Source organism: Agarivorans sp. D1326, assembly GCF_056958115.1.
Window position 1 is genome coordinate 160,179 of sequence record NZ_JBTWEN010000008.1, and the last position, 14,357, is coordinate 174,535.

Sequence of the window (14,357 nt, forward strand, 5' to 3'; positions counted from 1 at the left end):
TTAGCCTCCTTGCACAGCGGCTTTTAGTCCTCGCTGGCGACTGTAAATAGTGAGCAAAATACCCCCTAATACTAAACCCGCCGAGAGCATAAAGCTAAATCCAAGCGGCTCACTGGCAAAAGCCCAACCGCCCAAAGCTGCAATAAGTGGCACCAATAACTGCAACACAGCAGCTTGGCTCGCCGACAATCCACCCAAAGCGATGTACCAAATCCAATAACCGAGTCCCGATGCTAGCGCACCAGAGCTAAGTGCCAGTAGCAAGCCATAAGTACTTAAGGCTGATTGGGTCACCAACCAAGGCAGCAATACCACTAAAAAAGGTAAACTACGCCAAAAATTAAAACAGGTATCTCTACTAGGGCTTAACGAACCGCGACCATTTAAGGTATAAATGCCCCAGGCGCAGCCTGCCACCACCATGAGTATAAAACCTAGCACCGATACCGACGCTTGCTCACTGGGTGCTAGCAAAATAATCAAACCACTAAACGCCAAAACAATGCCTGCCAGCTCGCCCAAACGTAAGCGTGCACCGTTAACTATCGATATACCCACCATGCTTAGCTGCACCGCGGCAAACAATATTAACGCACCGATGCCGGTGTCTAAGTAAAGGTAAGCAAAGGAGAAGCAAGCCGCGTAGCTAAACAACATTAAACCAGACCACCAACTGCCTTTACTTTGAACCTTGCCAGAAGATGACTTTAGGCTAAGCAATATTGCTAGGGTAACGGCGCCCGCTAATAAACGCACTGCGGTAAAACTAGCAGCATCAATTTGCGGCTCGCCTAGTGCTAAGCGACATAGCACCGAGTTGCCTGCAAATGCAATTAAGGCCACCACGGTAGCCAACCAAGTTGTTACAGGGGATGCTTTATTCACTGTCTGACCATACCGCAAACTCATTACCGCTAGGCTCGCAAAAATGAAAACGTCGACCACTAGGGAAACTAAAAATGTCTTTTACTATTCTCCCACCTGCCGCTTCGACTTTAGCCAAGGTTTGCTCAAGCTGTTCACTATAAAAAACCAGTAAAGCAGCACCATTTTCAGTACTAGAAGCTAAAGGAGCGTGGAAAAAGCCGCCATCTAAACCTTGACCAGAAAAGGCCGTATATTGCTCACCAAAGTCTTCAAATTGCCACGCAAAGGCTTGACTAAAAAACTGTTTAGTCGCCGCTAAATCACTGCTGGGAAACTCAACATAGTTTAATTTTTCGTGCTGATTCATTACGCGTTCCTTGGCTATTTATTTGAATAAATTATAAAAACACAGTGCCTTCAAAATAGGTTTTGGCATGACCCGCAATAGTGACTCGATCGCCAAGCTGCTGACAATGCAATACTCCACCACGCTTAGAAGCTTGGTAGGCCAGTAGCTCATCTTTACCCAAGCGCTTAGTCCAAAACGGTGTTAGACCCGCATGAATTGAACCAGTGACCGGATCTTCAGCACCGCCATTGGCTGGCCAAAAATAACGTGAAACAAAATCATGTTCTTCACCGGGGGCTGTCACTACAACATCATAAGGTGCTAAGGTTTTGAGTAACTCTAAGTCAACCTCAAGGGCCTCTACTTGGGCCTGCTGTAGGTAGACCAGGAAATACGCTTGTTGATTTCGCCATACTTCACTGGGTTTAACCGATACACCATCAAGCAACGCCGACGGCGTTTCAAACTCCATGTGTGGTGGGCAACTCGGAAAGTCCATTGCAATTAAACCACTATCACCACGGCGCGCTTTTAGTTCACCCACTTGCAAGGTAGTAAAGTGGAGTTCTTGCAGCGTGGGTTGTTGATTAAACAAAACATGGGCTGCTGCCAAAGTAGCGTGGCCACAGAAGTCAATTTCACAGATGGGTGAAAACCAACGAATAAGGTAGGAGCCCGGTTCGTCGGCTACTAAGAAGGCTGTTTCAGAAAGGTTATTTTCAATAGCAATTGCCTGCATTACGCTATCTTCTAACCAAGCTTCTAAGACAATAACCGCAGCAGGGTTGCCGCCAAAAAGATCACGGGTAAAGCTATCTACCTGATGCATTTTTAAGTTCATAACAGTCCTTGTTGATTAAACTAAAGTCTAATAGTTAGCAAGCCCGCGGGTATGCTTGGCTCAAGAGAAGTTACCCAACTGATCTGAACAGTTGACGAAAGATCACGAATACACCTTTACATTACCCCAATATACGTTACACTTCGCTCGCTGGTAAAGGTTACAGCGGATATTTATGCCCCATACAAATACGTTGATTTTTCGCAATTTCACCCTGTTTGTTCGTAAGTAATTTCTGCATCTTTCGGCACCCTAGATTTATCTATTTTTGGATAAATTTTATTTATTATTTTTGGAGATTACTCATGGCTACAGGTCGCGTAAAATGGTTCGACGAGCAAAAAGGTTTTGGTTTCATCGAGCGTCCAGACGGTAAAGATGTATTCGTACACTTCCGTGCTATTCAAAGCGAAGGTTACAAAACTTTAGCTGAAGGCCAAGAAGTTACTTTTGAAGTAGAAGAAGGTCCAAAAGGTCCTCAAGCTGCTAACGTAAAAGTTGCTTAATCTGGCTTATAAGGCATAAGTCTCCAATTAGTCTTCAGATTAATTAGACACTAGCTTTAAGCTTAAAAAACGGTCCCTACGGACCGTTTTTTGTTTTTCAGCCTCTAGCTTAATTAACTAAAGACTCTGCCGCAGCGGCTGCAACATGAATGGCCGTGGTATCGTATAAAGGCAAGTCACAATGGCTTTGTTGTACTAATAAGCCAATCTCTGTACACCCCAAGATCACCGCCTCGGCACCTCGCGCTGCTAGCTCAGCAATTTCTGCCAAATACCGTTCTCGAGAGTCAGCACTGATTTTACCTAAGCACAGCTCTTGATAAATAATCTGATGAACTGTCTCAATTCCCTTTTCTTGTGGAACCAAGGCTTCTAAGCCGCGCTGCTCTAGTCGCCCTTTATAAAAATCTTGCTCCATAGTGAAGCGGGTACCTAATAACCCCACTTTCTTAACACCATCCTCTAGCAATTTATTAGCAGTGGCATCGGCGATATGTAATAAGGGGATCTGCAGCGCTTGCTCCACTTCTGCCGCAACTTTATGCATGGTATTAGTGGCAATTAATAGAAAGTCAGCACCCGAAGCTTGCACCGATAACCCGGCGTCCACCATTTTATTGGCTAAGGTAGCCCAGTCACCTTGATGCTGTAGAGCCTCTATTTCAGCAAAATCTACGCTCACTAAGTTAATCTTCGCTGAATGCAATCCACCCTTTGCCTGCTTAATGGCTAAATTTAACTGCTGGTAATAGCTAAGGCTTGATTCCCAACTCATTCCACCAATAATGCCAATAGTTTTCATCGCTAACAGTTACTCCTGTTACCACTTAGTGGGTTTCTCTATTTCATAGAGCTCGTCGGCAATACTATCGATACGATTTTGTACTACTGCCTGAGCATCTTGTAAGCCTTGATTGTAGTAAAAAGCCCCTATTTCTTCAGAGAAGAAATCCAACAAAAACTCTGCATCAAATTGGCCTATCTCAATGTCCAATTGCTGCTCACAATAGCCTTGAATTTTGTTTACCAACGCCGTTTTCTGCTCACTAGAAAACTCTATTTTTGACATGACTAGTCCTTATTCAAGCACTGATTAATCTGCTCTTCAGTTTTTATCTGTTGCTGCCAATAGCCCACATTTATCCAGTGGCCAAACTTAAAACCCACACGTTCAAACTCTGCCACTTTATGAAAGCCCAAATACTCATGCAGTTTAATGCTTGCTGGATTTGGTAACGCTATACCTGCAATTACGGTGCTTATAGGGTAGTCGGATAATCGCTCTAACAAGGCTTGATACAATCTCTTACCAATGCCTTTACCTGCTGCGCTATTGGCAATGTAGATTGAACTTTCTACTGAGAAACGATAAGCACTCCTCGGCTTCCAAGGGCTCACATAGGCGTACCCGAGAATTTCACCAGCTTCTTCAAATACCAACCAAGGCAGTTGTTTCTGAATACTGGCGATACGCTCCGCCATAACTCCTTGACTCACTAGCTGCTCTTCAAACGTAGCACCACTAGTCTCAACGTAATAATTATAGATTTGGCAAATCTGCTGACTATCACCCTCTCGAGCATCCCTAATACATTCTGTCATAAGCTAAACATCCTTACTTCTGCTCAACAATTGCTCAACTCCAGTCAAACTTACAACCTAAATAAGCAACGGTTTTTCAACACAATTACCTTTTTACATATTGGAATGACCTAATTATCTTAACTGTCATAATTATTGGCTTTAATATTATGAAACCCCATTTAAGCAAACGCTTTAACGGAAGTTAATCAATAAGTTGGAGAATTACTCCAGAATTTCAGGGACTAGACATGCGACTCACACTAATGCTTATACTTATAATAAGCTCAAGCCCCAGCCTAGCGTTCAATAGTTACAAACTTCATCCTTTGCCTAATGAGCGAATCAACGAAAACGCCCAAGTTAACTATTTATATCAAAACACCAGCAAAGGGCCATTTAGGGTACGTATTGAAGGCTTAGTTGGGCATGTTGAGAATTACGCAATCTTAAAGATCAATTGTGCGGCAGATGGCGGCGTTCAAGTACACCATAACCTAGTTAGCAATAACAACGCTCGACTAAACAACCAACAAGCTTTTCCACCTTTTAATCAGGTATTTAGCCCTAAACAAACTAATGCCTTAAACAATCAAAAGAGCTTTCAGCTTACTCACGCAAGTATTAACATCGGCAACCTTAGCATTCCAGCATCTACCATTTCACTTGCCGGTTTTTCAGAAACTTACCAACGAGTAAAAACACTCTGCTCAGAGCAAAAAATCGCCTCAAAACGTTAGCGCTAACACAGTTTAATTAAAAAGCTCACGAATTTGTCATACAAACTTGAATGCACTTTTTAGCTTCTGTATATTTCAATCAAAACGGAAAAACAGGCTAATAATTAAACGAATTATAAAGATATTTATCAAGGAACTTTCGTGAGAACATTAGCAACAATGATTGGATTGCTTAGCACGCTGTCTTTTCAATCATGGGCATTTAATAGCCATTTGGTAGAAACCACTCCTGCGGAGTTTATCAATGCCAATGCCCAAATAAACTATCAAAGCTATACCACTAGTAAAGGTAAGCGCCCAGCGGGAATCCGTGGGTTAGTTGGTATCGTCGATGGCTATGCAGTTTTAAAACTAAGCTGCGCCAATGATGGTAGCGTTTCGGTTAAACACAACCTACTAAATGGCCCAAGCCAACATGTATCTGTTGATAACCAAGCACTTAAAACTACTCTTAGCCAAGTTAACTATAGCTTGAGTTCGATGGAGCAAGTTGAACAACTAAAACAAGGCAGATACTTGTTATTTAGTGAGCAAGCTATTACCACTGGAAACTTAAAACTAGATAGAAAGGCAATATCGCTTAAAGGCTTTACCGCCACTTATGATCGCATGCAGCACTTATGTACTACTGGCCATTTTGATTTGGCTATGCGCTAGATAAAAAAGAGCAGCCAATGGCTGCTCTTTATATCGCTCTGACTACACTGATTCTTTCACTCAGCCTACCCTAATTGCTTAGTAAAATGATGGCTCTTAATATCAAAACCATTACGTAAGTAAAAGCGGTGCGCACCAAAGCGCTGCACACCAGAGCCTAAATGAAACTGCTCGCAACCCTGTTGTTTAGCGTAATTTTCCAACCACTGTAGCAACTGCAAACCAACTCCTTTAGAGCGTGCGTTTTCTATCGTGACTAGATCATCTAAATACAAATGCTTTCCCCAAGACAGCTTCCAGCCGATAACAAAACCAGCCACCGCAGCCACTTGCTCATCCATGGTTAAATAAGCCAATTGATAGCCCTGCTGCAGCTGTAAGCTGATTTGCTCAATCAACTGCTCCTTACTAAAGCTGGGGCGAAGCAACAACATTACGTCGGCAAGTTTGGCTAAATCATCTTGAGGCTCGAATAACTGAATACGCATTGCTTCTCTCGATAAAATATTTACAGTGTTTTCATCATCCACACATCACAACCGCTGTGAATGCTATTAACAAAAGGCTCTGACAAATGGTTAAAACCTAAAGACTGGTACAAGGCAATAGCCGACTCCATGGTGCTTAAAGTATCTAAGTAGCACTGCTGATAACCACGTTGTTTTGCTTCTTGTAAACAATGCTTGGCTAGGGCCTTACCAATACCTTGGCCTCGGCATTGTGGATTAACAAATAGCTTACGTAGCTCACAGGTTTTTGAAGCATCGTCTAATTCTGCAATACCTCCACAACCTACAACTTGGTTTTGCCGCAACGCCACCCAATAACCCCGTTGAGGCTCACGGTAGTTCAGGCTCATTGCTTCTACTTCTGGATCAGAAGGTCCAAAGCCATCACCTATAGCGCCAAATTCACGGCCGCCACGCTGAATAAGCTGTTTAACTGCTTGGTTATGAGAGGCATCAATGGGATGAATCGTAAAACTCAAAACCATCTCCTAGTATTAAGCTTTATACTGTAGAAAAATCAAAGCCTTGTTAGAAGGACTCTAACAAGGCTGTTTGACAATATTATTTCGAGGCTACGCTGGCAGTTTCTTCTTCAGTGTCAGGGTCTGCAAACACCTCGGCCACAGAGCTACGGGTTAACTCACCCTTAAGGTTGCCATCTTCATCTACCACCGGTAAAGAGAACTCGGTTTCTAAACTCTCGGTAAGTACACTTTCAATGATCGCATCAGGTGAAACCGTAGGCACATCTTGATACTCACAAGATTCAAACTGCTCATTATCTTTGTTGATTGAAGCTTCTTCTAAAGCATCTTGAGTAACAATGCCTTGATAACCTTCTTCGGTTACGTGGTAGGCATAATCACCCTTGATTTTCTTCATCTGCTGTAAAGCTTCACTGATGGTATCGGCCGTAATCCGGCGAGCAGGTGGCTGCATCACGGTTTCTACCGTTAAGGCGCGAGCTCTGTTCACGTCTTTAACAAAGGCTTCAACGTAATCTGTTGCTGGGTGCAACAAAATGTCGTCTGGCGTGCCTTGCTGAACCACTTCACCATCTTTAAGGATGGCAATTTTGTCGCCTAAACGTAGTGCTTCATCTAAATCATGAGTAATAAAGATAATGGTTTTATGCAAGGTTTCTTGTAGCTCGATGAGCTGATCTTGCATTTCACTGCGGATCAGCGGATCAAGAGCTGAAAAGGCTTCGTCCATCAACAGTATCTCTGCGTCGGTACATAAAGCGCGAGCTAAACCAACCCGCTGCTGTTGTCCGCCAGAAAGTTGCGCCGGATACTGCTGCTCGTAACCATTTAAACCTACGGTATCTAACCACTCTTGGGCTTTAGCTATGCGTTGCTCTTTAGCCACACCTTGTACAGTGAGGCCATAAGCGACGTTTTCAATCACGGTGCGATGTGGCATTAAACCAAAGCGCTGAAATACCATCGACATTTTATGACGACGAAAATCTTGCAACTCTTTAGAGCTCAACTTCATCACGTCGGTGCCTTCAATGCTAATCACCCCTTCAGTAGGGTCGATTAAGCGATTGAAGTGACGAATAAGGGTAGATTTACCCGAGCCCGATAAGCCCATAATGACGTAAATCTCACCCTGTTGAATCTCAAGGTTAATATCTTTTAGGCCTAGCGTGTGGCCAGTATCAGCTAAGATCTTGTCTTTGCTTTCTCCGGCTTTAACCCGCGGCATTACCTGTTTAGGATTCTCACCAAATAGCTTGTACAAGCCCTGAATTTTAACGAGCGGCTCAGTCATGCTTTAGTCCTTGAAGGTGAGCTTGGGTGCGCTTGGCGTAGGCTTGCGACACACGGTCAAAGATAATCGCTAAAGCAACAATGGCTAAACCGTTAAGTAAACCCAAGGTGAAATATTGGTTAGTAATAGATTTTAATACTGGCTGGCCTAAGCCTTTTACCCCAATCATGGAGGCAATAACTACCATTGATAAGGCCATCATAATGGTTTGGTTAATCCCGGCCATAATAGTTGGCATCGCAAGGGGCATTTGCACCCCAAACAAACGTTGCCAGGTGCTAGCGCCATAAGCAGTGGCGGCTTCTAGTACTTCTTTGTCCACTAAACGAATACCAAGATTGGTTAAGCGAATAACTGGGGGAATGCCGTAAATAACCACCGCAATCACACCGGGTATTTTGCCAATACCTAACAACATCACTACGGGAATTAAGTACACAAAGGCAGGCAGCGTCTGCATCACATCGAGCATAGGCGTAATAATGGCTTGGGCACGATTGGAGCGAGCCATTATAATACCGATGGGTATGCCCAAGGCGATTGCCAGCATGGTACAAACGGTAATAATGCTCATGGTTCGCATCATGTCTTCCCACATGCCAAAGTAGCCCACCAACAACAGCGATACCACTGAACCAATTACCAATTTCCAAGATCGACTGGCTAAATACACTAATCCGGCACAAACAATGAGTACCAACCACCAAGGCGTGGTGATTAGCAATTTTTCAAACCAAACTAAAAACTGCAGCAGGGGATCAAAAAACGATTCGATGGCCTCGCCATACTCGCGGGAAAAATTACGATAAGCACCATCTAAAGACTTACGAATAACGGTGAGATCGGCTCGACTCATTTGTGGAAAACGTTCCAACCATGACGAATCCGCCATAACAAACTACCTCTATATAAAAACGCGAAAGGCCAACCTAAGGTTGGCCTTTTTGTACTTAAACTACATACTGGCTAGGGCTTTACTTACCTTAGCGGCAACATCTTCTGGTACCCAAGCCTTCCAACTTTCTGGATTCTCACTTAGGTAGTGATACATAGCGGCATCACCATCGGCTTGGTTATCTTCCATCCATGCCAATAGCTCGTTCATTTGCGCATTAGTAAACGAACGCTTAGTGATGTATTCATAAGCAGCGGGTGCTTTGCTAGCAAAATCTTCAGTAGTTACCGAATGCACCGCCGAAGGTGGATACATAGTTACTTTAGGGTTTTCACAGTCTTCTTGAGTAGTACAGGTCAAGAATTCTTGCTCGTCGATACCATTACCAGTATCCACTTTAACCATTTTGTATTTACCTAGCACTGCGGTAGGTGCCCAGTAGTAACCAAACCAACCTTGCTCACGAGCGTAGGCTTTTGCAATTGAGCCAGATAAGCCCGCGCCTGAGCCTGGATCAATCAATTCAAAACCTGATTTTTCAAGTTCTAAAGCGTTAAAGAGGTTGTTGGCAGAGATTTGGCAGTTCCAGCCAGCTGGACAGCCATAGAAGCCGGAAAGCTCTTTGCTTTCTGGGTGAACAAATAATTTAGCGTGTTTTTTAACACCTTCGATAGTGGCGATTTCTGGGTATTGGTCAACTAAGTATTGAGGAACCCAAAAGCCTTCTTCGCCGCCGTCAGATAATGATTTACCTGCAAAACGTAAGCGCTTTTCAGCAACACCACGTTCTAGCGTTTCTTTAGCAGAGTTAGTCCATAACTCGGGGGCAATGTCTGGTTCGCCTTTTTCCATCATAGAGACGGTAGTTGGCATGGTATCCCCTGGCACCAATTCAGCGTCACAGCCGTAGCCATGTTCTAAAATAAATTTATCTACATTGGCAATAACTGTTGCAGAACTCCAGTTCATGTCGGCAATGGTTACACTGCCACAGCTGTCTTCTGCTTGAGCAAAACCGCTCACCAGAAGCAGTGCTGCGTATCTTAGCTTCATATCCCTATCCTTCCCTTTGTGTGCTTTCTTAGCGCCTAGGATCATACACTTCAAATAATTAGAGTTCAAATTAACTGCTGTGTATACCCTGCGCCTTAAGTATGGGATATACTCCCGAAAAAACCAATTTGGCCCGCTACCACTTATGCAAAAACCTGCTTACTGGCAAGACGTTCTCATTTCTTTGCGAAAAATTATTCGCGCGACCGATCTACAATCTAAACGGATTGTGAAAGCCTGTGGATTAACCATTCCGCAAGTTATGGTTTTAAGAGCAATAGAAGATTTAGGAACCGTAACAGTGAAGCACCTCTCTGATGAGGTATCACTAAGCCAGGCTACGGTTACAACTATCTTGAATCGATTAGAAGAACGCCAATTGATTGAGCGAATTCGCAGCGCAAGCGATCGACGCATTGTTAACCCGCGGCTCACCGAGCAAGGTATTGGTATTCTCACAACAGTACCGCCACTGCTACATGAAGAATTTATTCAGCGCTTTGAAAGCTTGCAAGACTGGGAAAAAACGCAAATCCTGTCATCTTTGCAGCATATTGCATCAATGATGGACGCTCAATCCATCGACGCATCACCCTTATTAGATATTAATGCACCACATAAAGATCTAAACAAATAAACCTAAAATAGTTATAGCTCAAACTAATTTTCAGTATCAGCAGCAAGACCCGAAAGGCTCAAGATGTCGGTAGCAACACCATCTAAACTATGTTGATTTTTCTTCGCCCAATACTGCTTAATGCCCTGCTCTCCTTGTTTGCTTGCCCAATTGGCCAAATCGTCACGCTGTGCCACAAAGTCATAAAAGGGCACCGACATGCCACACGAGCTTTGCACCATATCAATGTCTAGCAAGTAAAGCTGCCGCGCTCCTACTTGCTCTGGAAACAACTCAATATATTGCTGCCACTCAGCATCACCACGGTGTAGCGCTTTAGCTTGGCCATATAACCGTAGAATCACAGGCTTGCCTTCAAAGGCGCAAAACATAATGGTCATACGCGAGTTTTGTTTTAAGTGGGCGGCTGTTTCGTTACCGCTACCGGTTAAATTGAGCCACACAATTTGCTGCTGGTTAAGCACCCGAAACGAGTCCATGCCTTTGGGTGATAGATTCACCTTGCCTTCGGCCGCTGCTGTAGCCACAAAAAACATCTTTTGCTGTGCGATAAACTCAATATGCGGGGGAATCATCGCACTAAATTGCTTGCCCATTTTTACCTCAAAACAATAATCAAAACCTATGCTTACTTACTAAGGTAACAAGCAATGTTTAATTCTCACTACATTGCCCAGCAATTAATCATCAAGGAATTATAAATTTGATCTGAGTCACGCTTTGCAATCTTATCGTATACCTCAAATGCTGCCCTATCTAAGCTATACAAAAGCATGGAGGCTATATGCACAAGACTCTCTTTTTGATGATATTTTTATCATCAATATGTTCTGCTAAAACCTTAAACATTCCCGGCTCGCCAAACGGTAATACCTTGCCCTTTGTGCTGGCCAAAGAAATCGTTAAACGCAGCGATATTTATGACTCTGTAGGTTACCCCTATGGCGATGCTGGCGAAATTTCCTTTGCTAAAACCGTTGCCGATTTAAATGATGGAGTACTCGATCTTTTTTGGACAGCCACCTCGGCCGACCGCGAGCAACAACAAAGTGCAGTGTATTTTCCGCTATACCGCGGCACCTTAGGTATGCGCTTAGGCATTGTTGAGCAAGAGAAAAGTGAAACCTTTAAACAAGTAACCAGCTTTGCGCAAATGCGCCAATATATTCCCTGCCAAGGTAAATTGTGGGCCGATACGGCCATTCTTGAAGCTAACGGTATTAAAGTGGCTAAGAGCTTGGGTTACGGCAACATTTTTGCGATGTTAGAAGCTGACCGTTGTGACTACTTCCCACGGGGTATTTTTGAACCTTGGAGCGAAGTTAAACGTGAAGCCAAATATAAGCTCACAGTAGATAGCTATGTCATGTTGCGCTACAAAATGCCGTTTTTCTTTTTTGTCAAAAAAGACAATCAAAGCTTAGCCAAACACCTCAACGATATTCTTTATCAGATGTTTGAAGATGGCAGTTATCAAAAAATGTTTCTTAATGATCCAGATGTAAAGAATGCCTTAGAACTAGGCAAACTAGAAAAACGTACCATTTTTGATTTAGAAAACCCCTACCTTACTGACAAAGTAAATGCCATTCCGCAGAAGATTTGGTTTGACCCACTGGCTGGACAATAATTTATGAAAACAATTACCGCAAAACTCGCCTCGCTACTTGTTGTTGTTATTCTCGTGTCTGGGGTCATTGTAATCAGCGCATTATATTGGCTTAGCAGCGCGTCGTTGAACCAGCAATACCAAAACGACAAGTTAGCCCTCACTAAACAAATGAGCATTATTCTTAAAGAACCGGTGTTTGTGTATGACTTCGATGTCATTAAAGCCACGATTGATGCCTTTATCGATGAGCCGATGATTGCAGGCATCAAGGTAAGTGATCAGCGTGGCAAGCTAATGGCCGAAAATCACGACTCTGGTTTTAGCCCAGATGAAACCATTAGCATTGATTTAGATTGGGATGGTAAGCCGCTTGGCACCATCGAAATTGGCATCACCAAACAGGCCATTAACAGCGCCCTAAGCAATGAGTTAAGCGAGGACATCCTTACTATTATTTTCATGACCGCGCTAATTATTGTGTTGCTGATTCTAGCGCTACGTAAAGTGATTATTGCACCGCTAGCCAATGTGAATAGGGTACTGGCAGGCATTGCTCAAGGCGATGGCGATTTAACCGCGCGCATTCCCGTAACCAGCGAAGATGAAATTGGCCAACTTGGCCACAACTTCAATAGCTTTATCGAAACCGTACAAAGTATTGTTCAAGATATGGCCGAGGCCGCAACCCAACTAGAACTAGTATCTGAGAGCGTGCGGGTAATTAACGACAAAAACACTGCCAATACCTTTGAGCAAACAGAGCTGACATCTACCTCATTAACCAACTTGCAGCAGCTAGGCATCGCCACCAAAGAAATTGCAGGCAACGCCGAAAACACAGCCTCTCGCACTCAGCAAGCTTACCAATTATCCATGGATGGCCATAAAGCCATTGATGACAACATTGCTCAGGTAAGCGAGCTAGTGAAAAATCTTGATCGCACCGCCGATGAAGTCACCAGCCTCAAGCAAGTAAGTGACAACATTGGCAGCGTATTAGATGTGATTAAAGGCATTGCCGAGCAAACTAACTTACTGGCCTTAAATGCCGCCATTGAAGCAGCCCGTGCTGGTGAGTCTGGCAGAGGGTTTGCGGTAGTTGCCGACGAAGTACGTGCTCTCGCCAGTAAAACTCACGAATCGACCTCTGAAATTGAGTCGATTATTGGTGATTTACAAAGCCAGGCAGAAACCTCTTACCAAGCTACCCAAGCCGGTAAAGAAATGGTCAGTCAAACCATCTCATCTGCCGAAGGCACTGGCGAATCGTTAGTGCAAATTAACCAAGAGATGAACTCGGTTAATGACATGATCACCATGATAGCTAGCGCCAGTGAAGAGCAATCTAATGTTACCAGCGCCGTTACTGCTGATATGGAATCCTTGAGTCTTGGTGCGCAATCTCTTAGTGAAGACAGCAAACAACTACAACAAGCCACCGAAGATTTATTAGAAGTGGGCCATCAGATGGTGACTCAAGTAAACCGCTTTAAGTATTAAGTTATTAGGGCCTGTTGATCTTTGGTGTTGAAATTTTATTCAAGATAAGCGGGCTTTAATCGCGGCGAGCACTTTGAAACCTAGTGGGCTAAGTGAAAAGTGTTCAACGAAGAGTAAAGTTCGCTTATCCGAACCCTTCGGGGCAGCATTTCTTAGCCATTTATTCGGCGTTAGCGAGTGATTATTAAGCCCACTTAACTTCACACTCACTGCCTTGCCTAAATGGCTAATAAATTGCTGTAAAAACCATCAGCAAAGATCAACAGGCCCTAGCTACACAACTTAAAAGCTTAAGCCTTTGCTTAAGCTTTTTATTTTCTCGATTAACGGGCTTATTTAGCTGACTAGTGTTTGGCGAGAATAGAATCTAAATGGCTAGCAAAAGCTTTGCGATCGGCTTGGCTAAGCGCAGCAGGCCCGCCGGTATGCACGCCGCTAGAGCGCATCGTGTCCATAAAGTCACGCATGTTTAGTCGCGACTTAATGTTGCTTTTTGTATAGAGTTCACCTCGGGGACTTAAGGCTTGAGCCTGCTTGGTGATCACTTCATCGGCTAGAGGAATATCTGAGGTAATCACTAAGTCACCAGCAGCCACCCTCGCCACAATCTCATTATCAGCCACATCAAAACCGGCGCTAACTTGTAGACTACTAATCACCTTAGAAGGTGGTGTTTTTATATATTGATTAGCCACTAACGTAAGCGGTATTTGGGTTCGTTCGGCGGCCCGGAACAAAATCTCTTTAATCACCACTGGACAGGCGTCGGCATCAACCCAAATTTTCATGGCATTCTCTCTTAAAACAATAATGCCGCTACTATGCCCAAGT

At 43.8% G+C, this 14,357-nt stretch carries 19 protein-coding genes; 6 read left to right on the forward strand and 13 right to left on the reverse strand.

What is annotated here, in order from left to right; all coding sequences use genetic code 11:
• From ACYFDN_RS15910 to ACYFDN_RS15920, 3 genes are read right to left on the reverse strand one after another with little or no spacing between them, the layout of a single operon-like run.
• Positions 1–885, reverse strand: a complete 885-nt coding sequence (locus ACYFDN_RS15910; RefSeq protein WP_483511886.1) for a DMT family transporter — start codon at positions 883–885, stop codon at positions 1–3.
• Complete coding sequence (locus ACYFDN_RS15915; RefSeq protein ID WP_483511888.1) at positions 878–1,234, reverse strand: VOC family protein; 357 nt, start codon at positions 1,232–1,234, stop codon at positions 878–880. The genes ACYFDN_RS15910 and ACYFDN_RS15915 overlap by 8 nt, the downstream gene beginning before the upstream one ends.
• Positions 1,235–1,265: 31 nt before the next feature.
• The gene (locus ACYFDN_RS15920) at positions 1,266–2,057 is read right to left on the reverse strand and encodes a PhzF family phenazine biosynthesis protein (protein ID WP_483511889.1); all 792 of its coding nucleotides are present in this window, start codon (positions 2,055–2,057) and stop codon (positions 1,266–1,268) included.
• A 305-nt stretch (positions 2,058–2,362) separates the two neighbouring features.
• Here ACYFDN_RS15920 and ACYFDN_RS15925 point away from each other — a divergent pair, with 305 nt between their 5' ends.
• Positions 2,363–2,563: a cold-shock protein gene (locus ACYFDN_RS15925; protein WP_016399963.1), complete on the forward strand. Its 201-nt coding sequence runs from the start codon at positions 2,363–2,365 to the stop codon at positions 2,561–2,563.
• A 109-nt stretch (positions 2,564–2,672) separates the two neighbouring features.
• Here the strand turns inward: ACYFDN_RS15925 and ACYFDN_RS15930 are convergent, their stop codons facing one another.
• The 3 genes from ACYFDN_RS15930 to ACYFDN_RS15940 are packed head-to-tail and all read right to left on the reverse strand — an operon-like array spanning position 2,673 to position 4,165.
• Positions 2,673–3,365: an aspartate/glutamate racemase family protein gene (locus ACYFDN_RS15930; RefSeq protein WP_483511890.1), complete on the reverse strand. Its 693-nt coding sequence runs from the start codon at positions 3,363–3,365 to the stop codon at positions 2,673–2,675.
• A gap of 18 nt (positions 3,366–3,383) precedes the next feature.
• Positions 3,384–3,632, reverse strand: a complete 249-nt coding sequence (locus ACYFDN_RS15935; protein WP_016399965.1) for a DUF2164 domain-containing protein — start codon at positions 3,630–3,632, stop codon at positions 3,384–3,386.
• Positions 3,633–3,634: 2 nt separating this feature from the next.
• Positions 3,635–4,165: a GNAT family N-acetyltransferase gene (locus ACYFDN_RS15940; RefSeq protein WP_472589717.1), complete on the reverse strand. Its 531-nt coding sequence runs from the start codon at positions 4,163–4,165 to the stop codon at positions 3,635–3,637.
• Positions 4,166–4,395: 230 nt separating this feature from the next.
• Between ACYFDN_RS15940 and ACYFDN_RS15945 the strand changes: the two genes are divergently transcribed.
• Together ACYFDN_RS15945 and ACYFDN_RS15950 are read left to right on the forward strand one after the other, a co-directional pair.
• Positions 4,396–4,884, forward strand: a complete 489-nt coding sequence (locus ACYFDN_RS15945) for a hypothetical protein (RefSeq protein WP_483511892.1) — start codon at positions 4,396–4,398, stop codon at positions 4,882–4,884.
• 141 nt (positions 4,885–5,025) lie between these two features.
• Positions 5,026–5,541: a hypothetical protein gene (locus ACYFDN_RS15950; protein ID WP_338623109.1), complete on the forward strand. Its 516-nt coding sequence runs from the start codon at positions 5,026–5,028 to the stop codon at positions 5,539–5,541.
• 65 nt (positions 5,542–5,606) lie between these two features.
• Here ACYFDN_RS15950 and ACYFDN_RS15955 read toward each other — a convergent pair whose 3' ends face one another.
• The 5 genes from ACYFDN_RS15955 to ACYFDN_RS15975 form a co-directional block, all read right to left on the reverse strand.
• Entirely contained in the window at positions 5,607–6,029 is a 423-nt protein-coding gene (locus tag ACYFDN_RS15955) for a GNAT family N-acetyltransferase (RefSeq protein WP_338623107.1), read from the reverse strand.
• Positions 6,030–6,049: 20 nt separating this feature from the next.
• Positions 6,050–6,529, reverse strand: coding sequence for a GNAT family N-acetyltransferase (locus ACYFDN_RS15960; protein WP_483511893.1), 480 nt, complete (start codon positions 6,527–6,529; stop codon positions 6,050–6,052).
• A gap of 82 nt (positions 6,530–6,611) precedes the next feature.
• A complete protein-coding gene (locus ACYFDN_RS15965) occupies positions 6,612–7,829 on the reverse strand; it encodes a quaternary amine ABC transporter ATP-binding protein (protein WP_483511894.1) in 1,218 nt (405 codons plus the stop codon).
• Positions 7,822–8,721, reverse strand: a complete 900-nt coding sequence (locus tag ACYFDN_RS15970) for an ABC transporter permease (protein ID WP_016399972.1) — start codon at positions 8,719–8,721, stop codon at positions 7,822–7,824. The genes ACYFDN_RS15965 and ACYFDN_RS15970 overlap by 8 nt, the downstream gene beginning before the upstream one ends.
• 63 nt (positions 8,722–8,784) lie before the next feature.
• Positions 8,785–9,777, reverse strand: coding sequence for an ABC transporter substrate-binding protein (locus ACYFDN_RS15975; protein WP_152783869.1), 993 nt, complete (start codon positions 9,775–9,777; stop codon positions 8,785–8,787).
• Between the two features lie 145 nt (positions 9,778–9,922).
• Between ACYFDN_RS15975 and ACYFDN_RS15980 the strand changes: the two genes are divergently transcribed.
• Complete coding sequence (locus ACYFDN_RS15980; protein WP_016399974.1) at positions 9,923–10,414, forward strand: MarR family winged helix-turn-helix transcriptional regulator; 492 nt, start codon at positions 9,923–9,925, stop codon at positions 10,412–10,414.
• Positions 10,415–10,437: 23 nt separating this feature from the next.
• Here ACYFDN_RS15980 and ACYFDN_RS15985 read toward each other — a convergent pair whose 3' ends face one another.
• On the reverse strand, positions 10,438–11,010 hold the full coding sequence (locus ACYFDN_RS15985; protein WP_483511896.1) for a pyridoxamine 5'-phosphate oxidase family protein: 573 nt from the start codon (positions 11,008–11,010) through the stop codon (positions 10,438–10,440).
• A gap of 188 nt (positions 11,011–11,198) precedes the next feature.
• Between ACYFDN_RS15985 and ACYFDN_RS15990 the strand changes: the two genes are divergently transcribed.
• Both ACYFDN_RS15990 and ACYFDN_RS15995 read left to right on the forward strand, forming a co-directional pair.
• Positions 11,199–12,044, forward strand: a complete 846-nt coding sequence (locus tag ACYFDN_RS15990; RefSeq protein ID WP_483511897.1) for a hypothetical protein — start codon at positions 11,199–11,201, stop codon at positions 12,042–12,044.
• A gap of 3 nt (positions 12,045–12,047) precedes the next feature.
• The gene (locus tag ACYFDN_RS15995; RefSeq protein WP_483511898.1) at positions 12,048–13,526 is read left to right on the forward strand and encodes a methyl-accepting chemotaxis protein; all 1,479 of its coding nucleotides are present in this window, start codon (positions 12,048–12,050) and stop codon (positions 13,524–13,526) included.
• A 344-nt stretch (positions 13,527–13,870) separates the two neighbouring features.
• Here the strand turns inward: ACYFDN_RS15995 and ACYFDN_RS16000 are convergent, their stop codons facing one another.
• The gene (locus ACYFDN_RS16000) at positions 13,871–14,314 is read right to left on the reverse strand and encodes a YaiI/YqxD family protein (protein WP_483511899.1); all 444 of its coding nucleotides are present in this window, start codon (positions 14,312–14,314) and stop codon (positions 13,871–13,873) included.
• Positions 14,315–14,357: the final 43 nt, after the last annotated feature.

Excerpts from the sequence above, each read along its gene's own strand:
- ACYFDN_RS15995 (WP_483511898.1), top strand. The coding sequence starts at position 12,048 with ATGAAAACAATTACCGCAAAACTCGCCTCGCTACTTGTTGTTGTTATT.
- ACYFDN_RS15915 (WP_483511888.1), bottom strand. The coding sequence starts at position 1,234 with ATGAATCAGCACGAAAAATTAAACTATGTTGAGTTTCCCAGCAGTGAT.
- ACYFDN_RS15930 (WP_483511890.1), bottom strand. The coding sequence starts at position 3,365 with ATGAAAACTATTGGCATTATTGGTGGAATGAGTTGGGAATCAAGCCTT.
- ACYFDN_RS15985 (WP_483511896.1), bottom strand. The coding sequence starts at position 11,010 with ATGGGCAAGCAATTTAGTGCGATGATTCCCCCGCATATTGAGTTTATC.
- ACYFDN_RS15935 (WP_016399965.1), bottom strand. The coding sequence starts at position 3,632 with ATGTCAAAAATAGAGTTTTCTAGTGAGCAGAAAACGGCGTTGGTAAAC.
- ACYFDN_RS15945 (WP_483511892.1), top strand. The coding sequence starts at position 4,396 with ATGCGACTCACACTAATGCTTATACTTATAATAAGCTCAAGCCCCAGC.
- ACYFDN_RS15965 (WP_483511894.1), bottom strand. The coding sequence starts at position 7,829 with ATGACTGAGCCGCTCGTTAAAATTCAGGGCTTGTACAAGCTATTTGGT.
- ACYFDN_RS15990 (WP_483511897.1), top strand. The coding sequence starts at position 11,199 with ATGCACAAGACTCTCTTTTTGATGATATTTTTATCATCAATATGTTCT.
- ACYFDN_RS15975 (WP_152783869.1), bottom strand. The coding sequence starts at position 9,777 with ATGAAGCTAAGATACGCAGCACTGCTTCTGGTGAGCGGTTTTGCTCAA.
- ACYFDN_RS15980 (WP_016399974.1), top strand. The coding sequence starts at position 9,923 with ATGCAAAAACCTGCTTACTGGCAAGACGTTCTCATTTCTTTGCGAAAA.
- ACYFDN_RS15940 (WP_472589717.1), bottom strand. The coding sequence starts at position 4,165 with ATGACAGAATGTATTAGGGATGCTCGAGAGGGTGATAGTCAGCAGATT.
- ACYFDN_RS15955 (WP_338623107.1), bottom strand. The coding sequence starts at position 6,029 with ATGCGTATTCAGTTATTCGAGCCTCAAGATGATTTAGCCAAACTTGCC.
- ACYFDN_RS16000 (WP_483511899.1), bottom strand. The coding sequence starts at position 14,314 with ATGAAAATTTGGGTTGATGCCGACGCCTGTCCAGTGGTGATTAAAGAG.
- ACYFDN_RS15925 (WP_016399963.1), top strand. The coding sequence starts at position 2,363 with ATGGCTACAGGTCGCGTAAAATGGTTCGACGAGCAAAAAGGTTTTGGT.
- ACYFDN_RS15970 (WP_016399972.1), bottom strand. The coding sequence starts at position 8,721 with ATGGCGGATTCGTCATGGTTGGAACGTTTTCCACAAATGAGTCGAGCC.
- ACYFDN_RS15920 (WP_483511889.1), bottom strand. The coding sequence starts at position 2,057 with ATGAACTTAAAAATGCATCAGGTAGATAGCTTTACCCGTGATCTTTTT.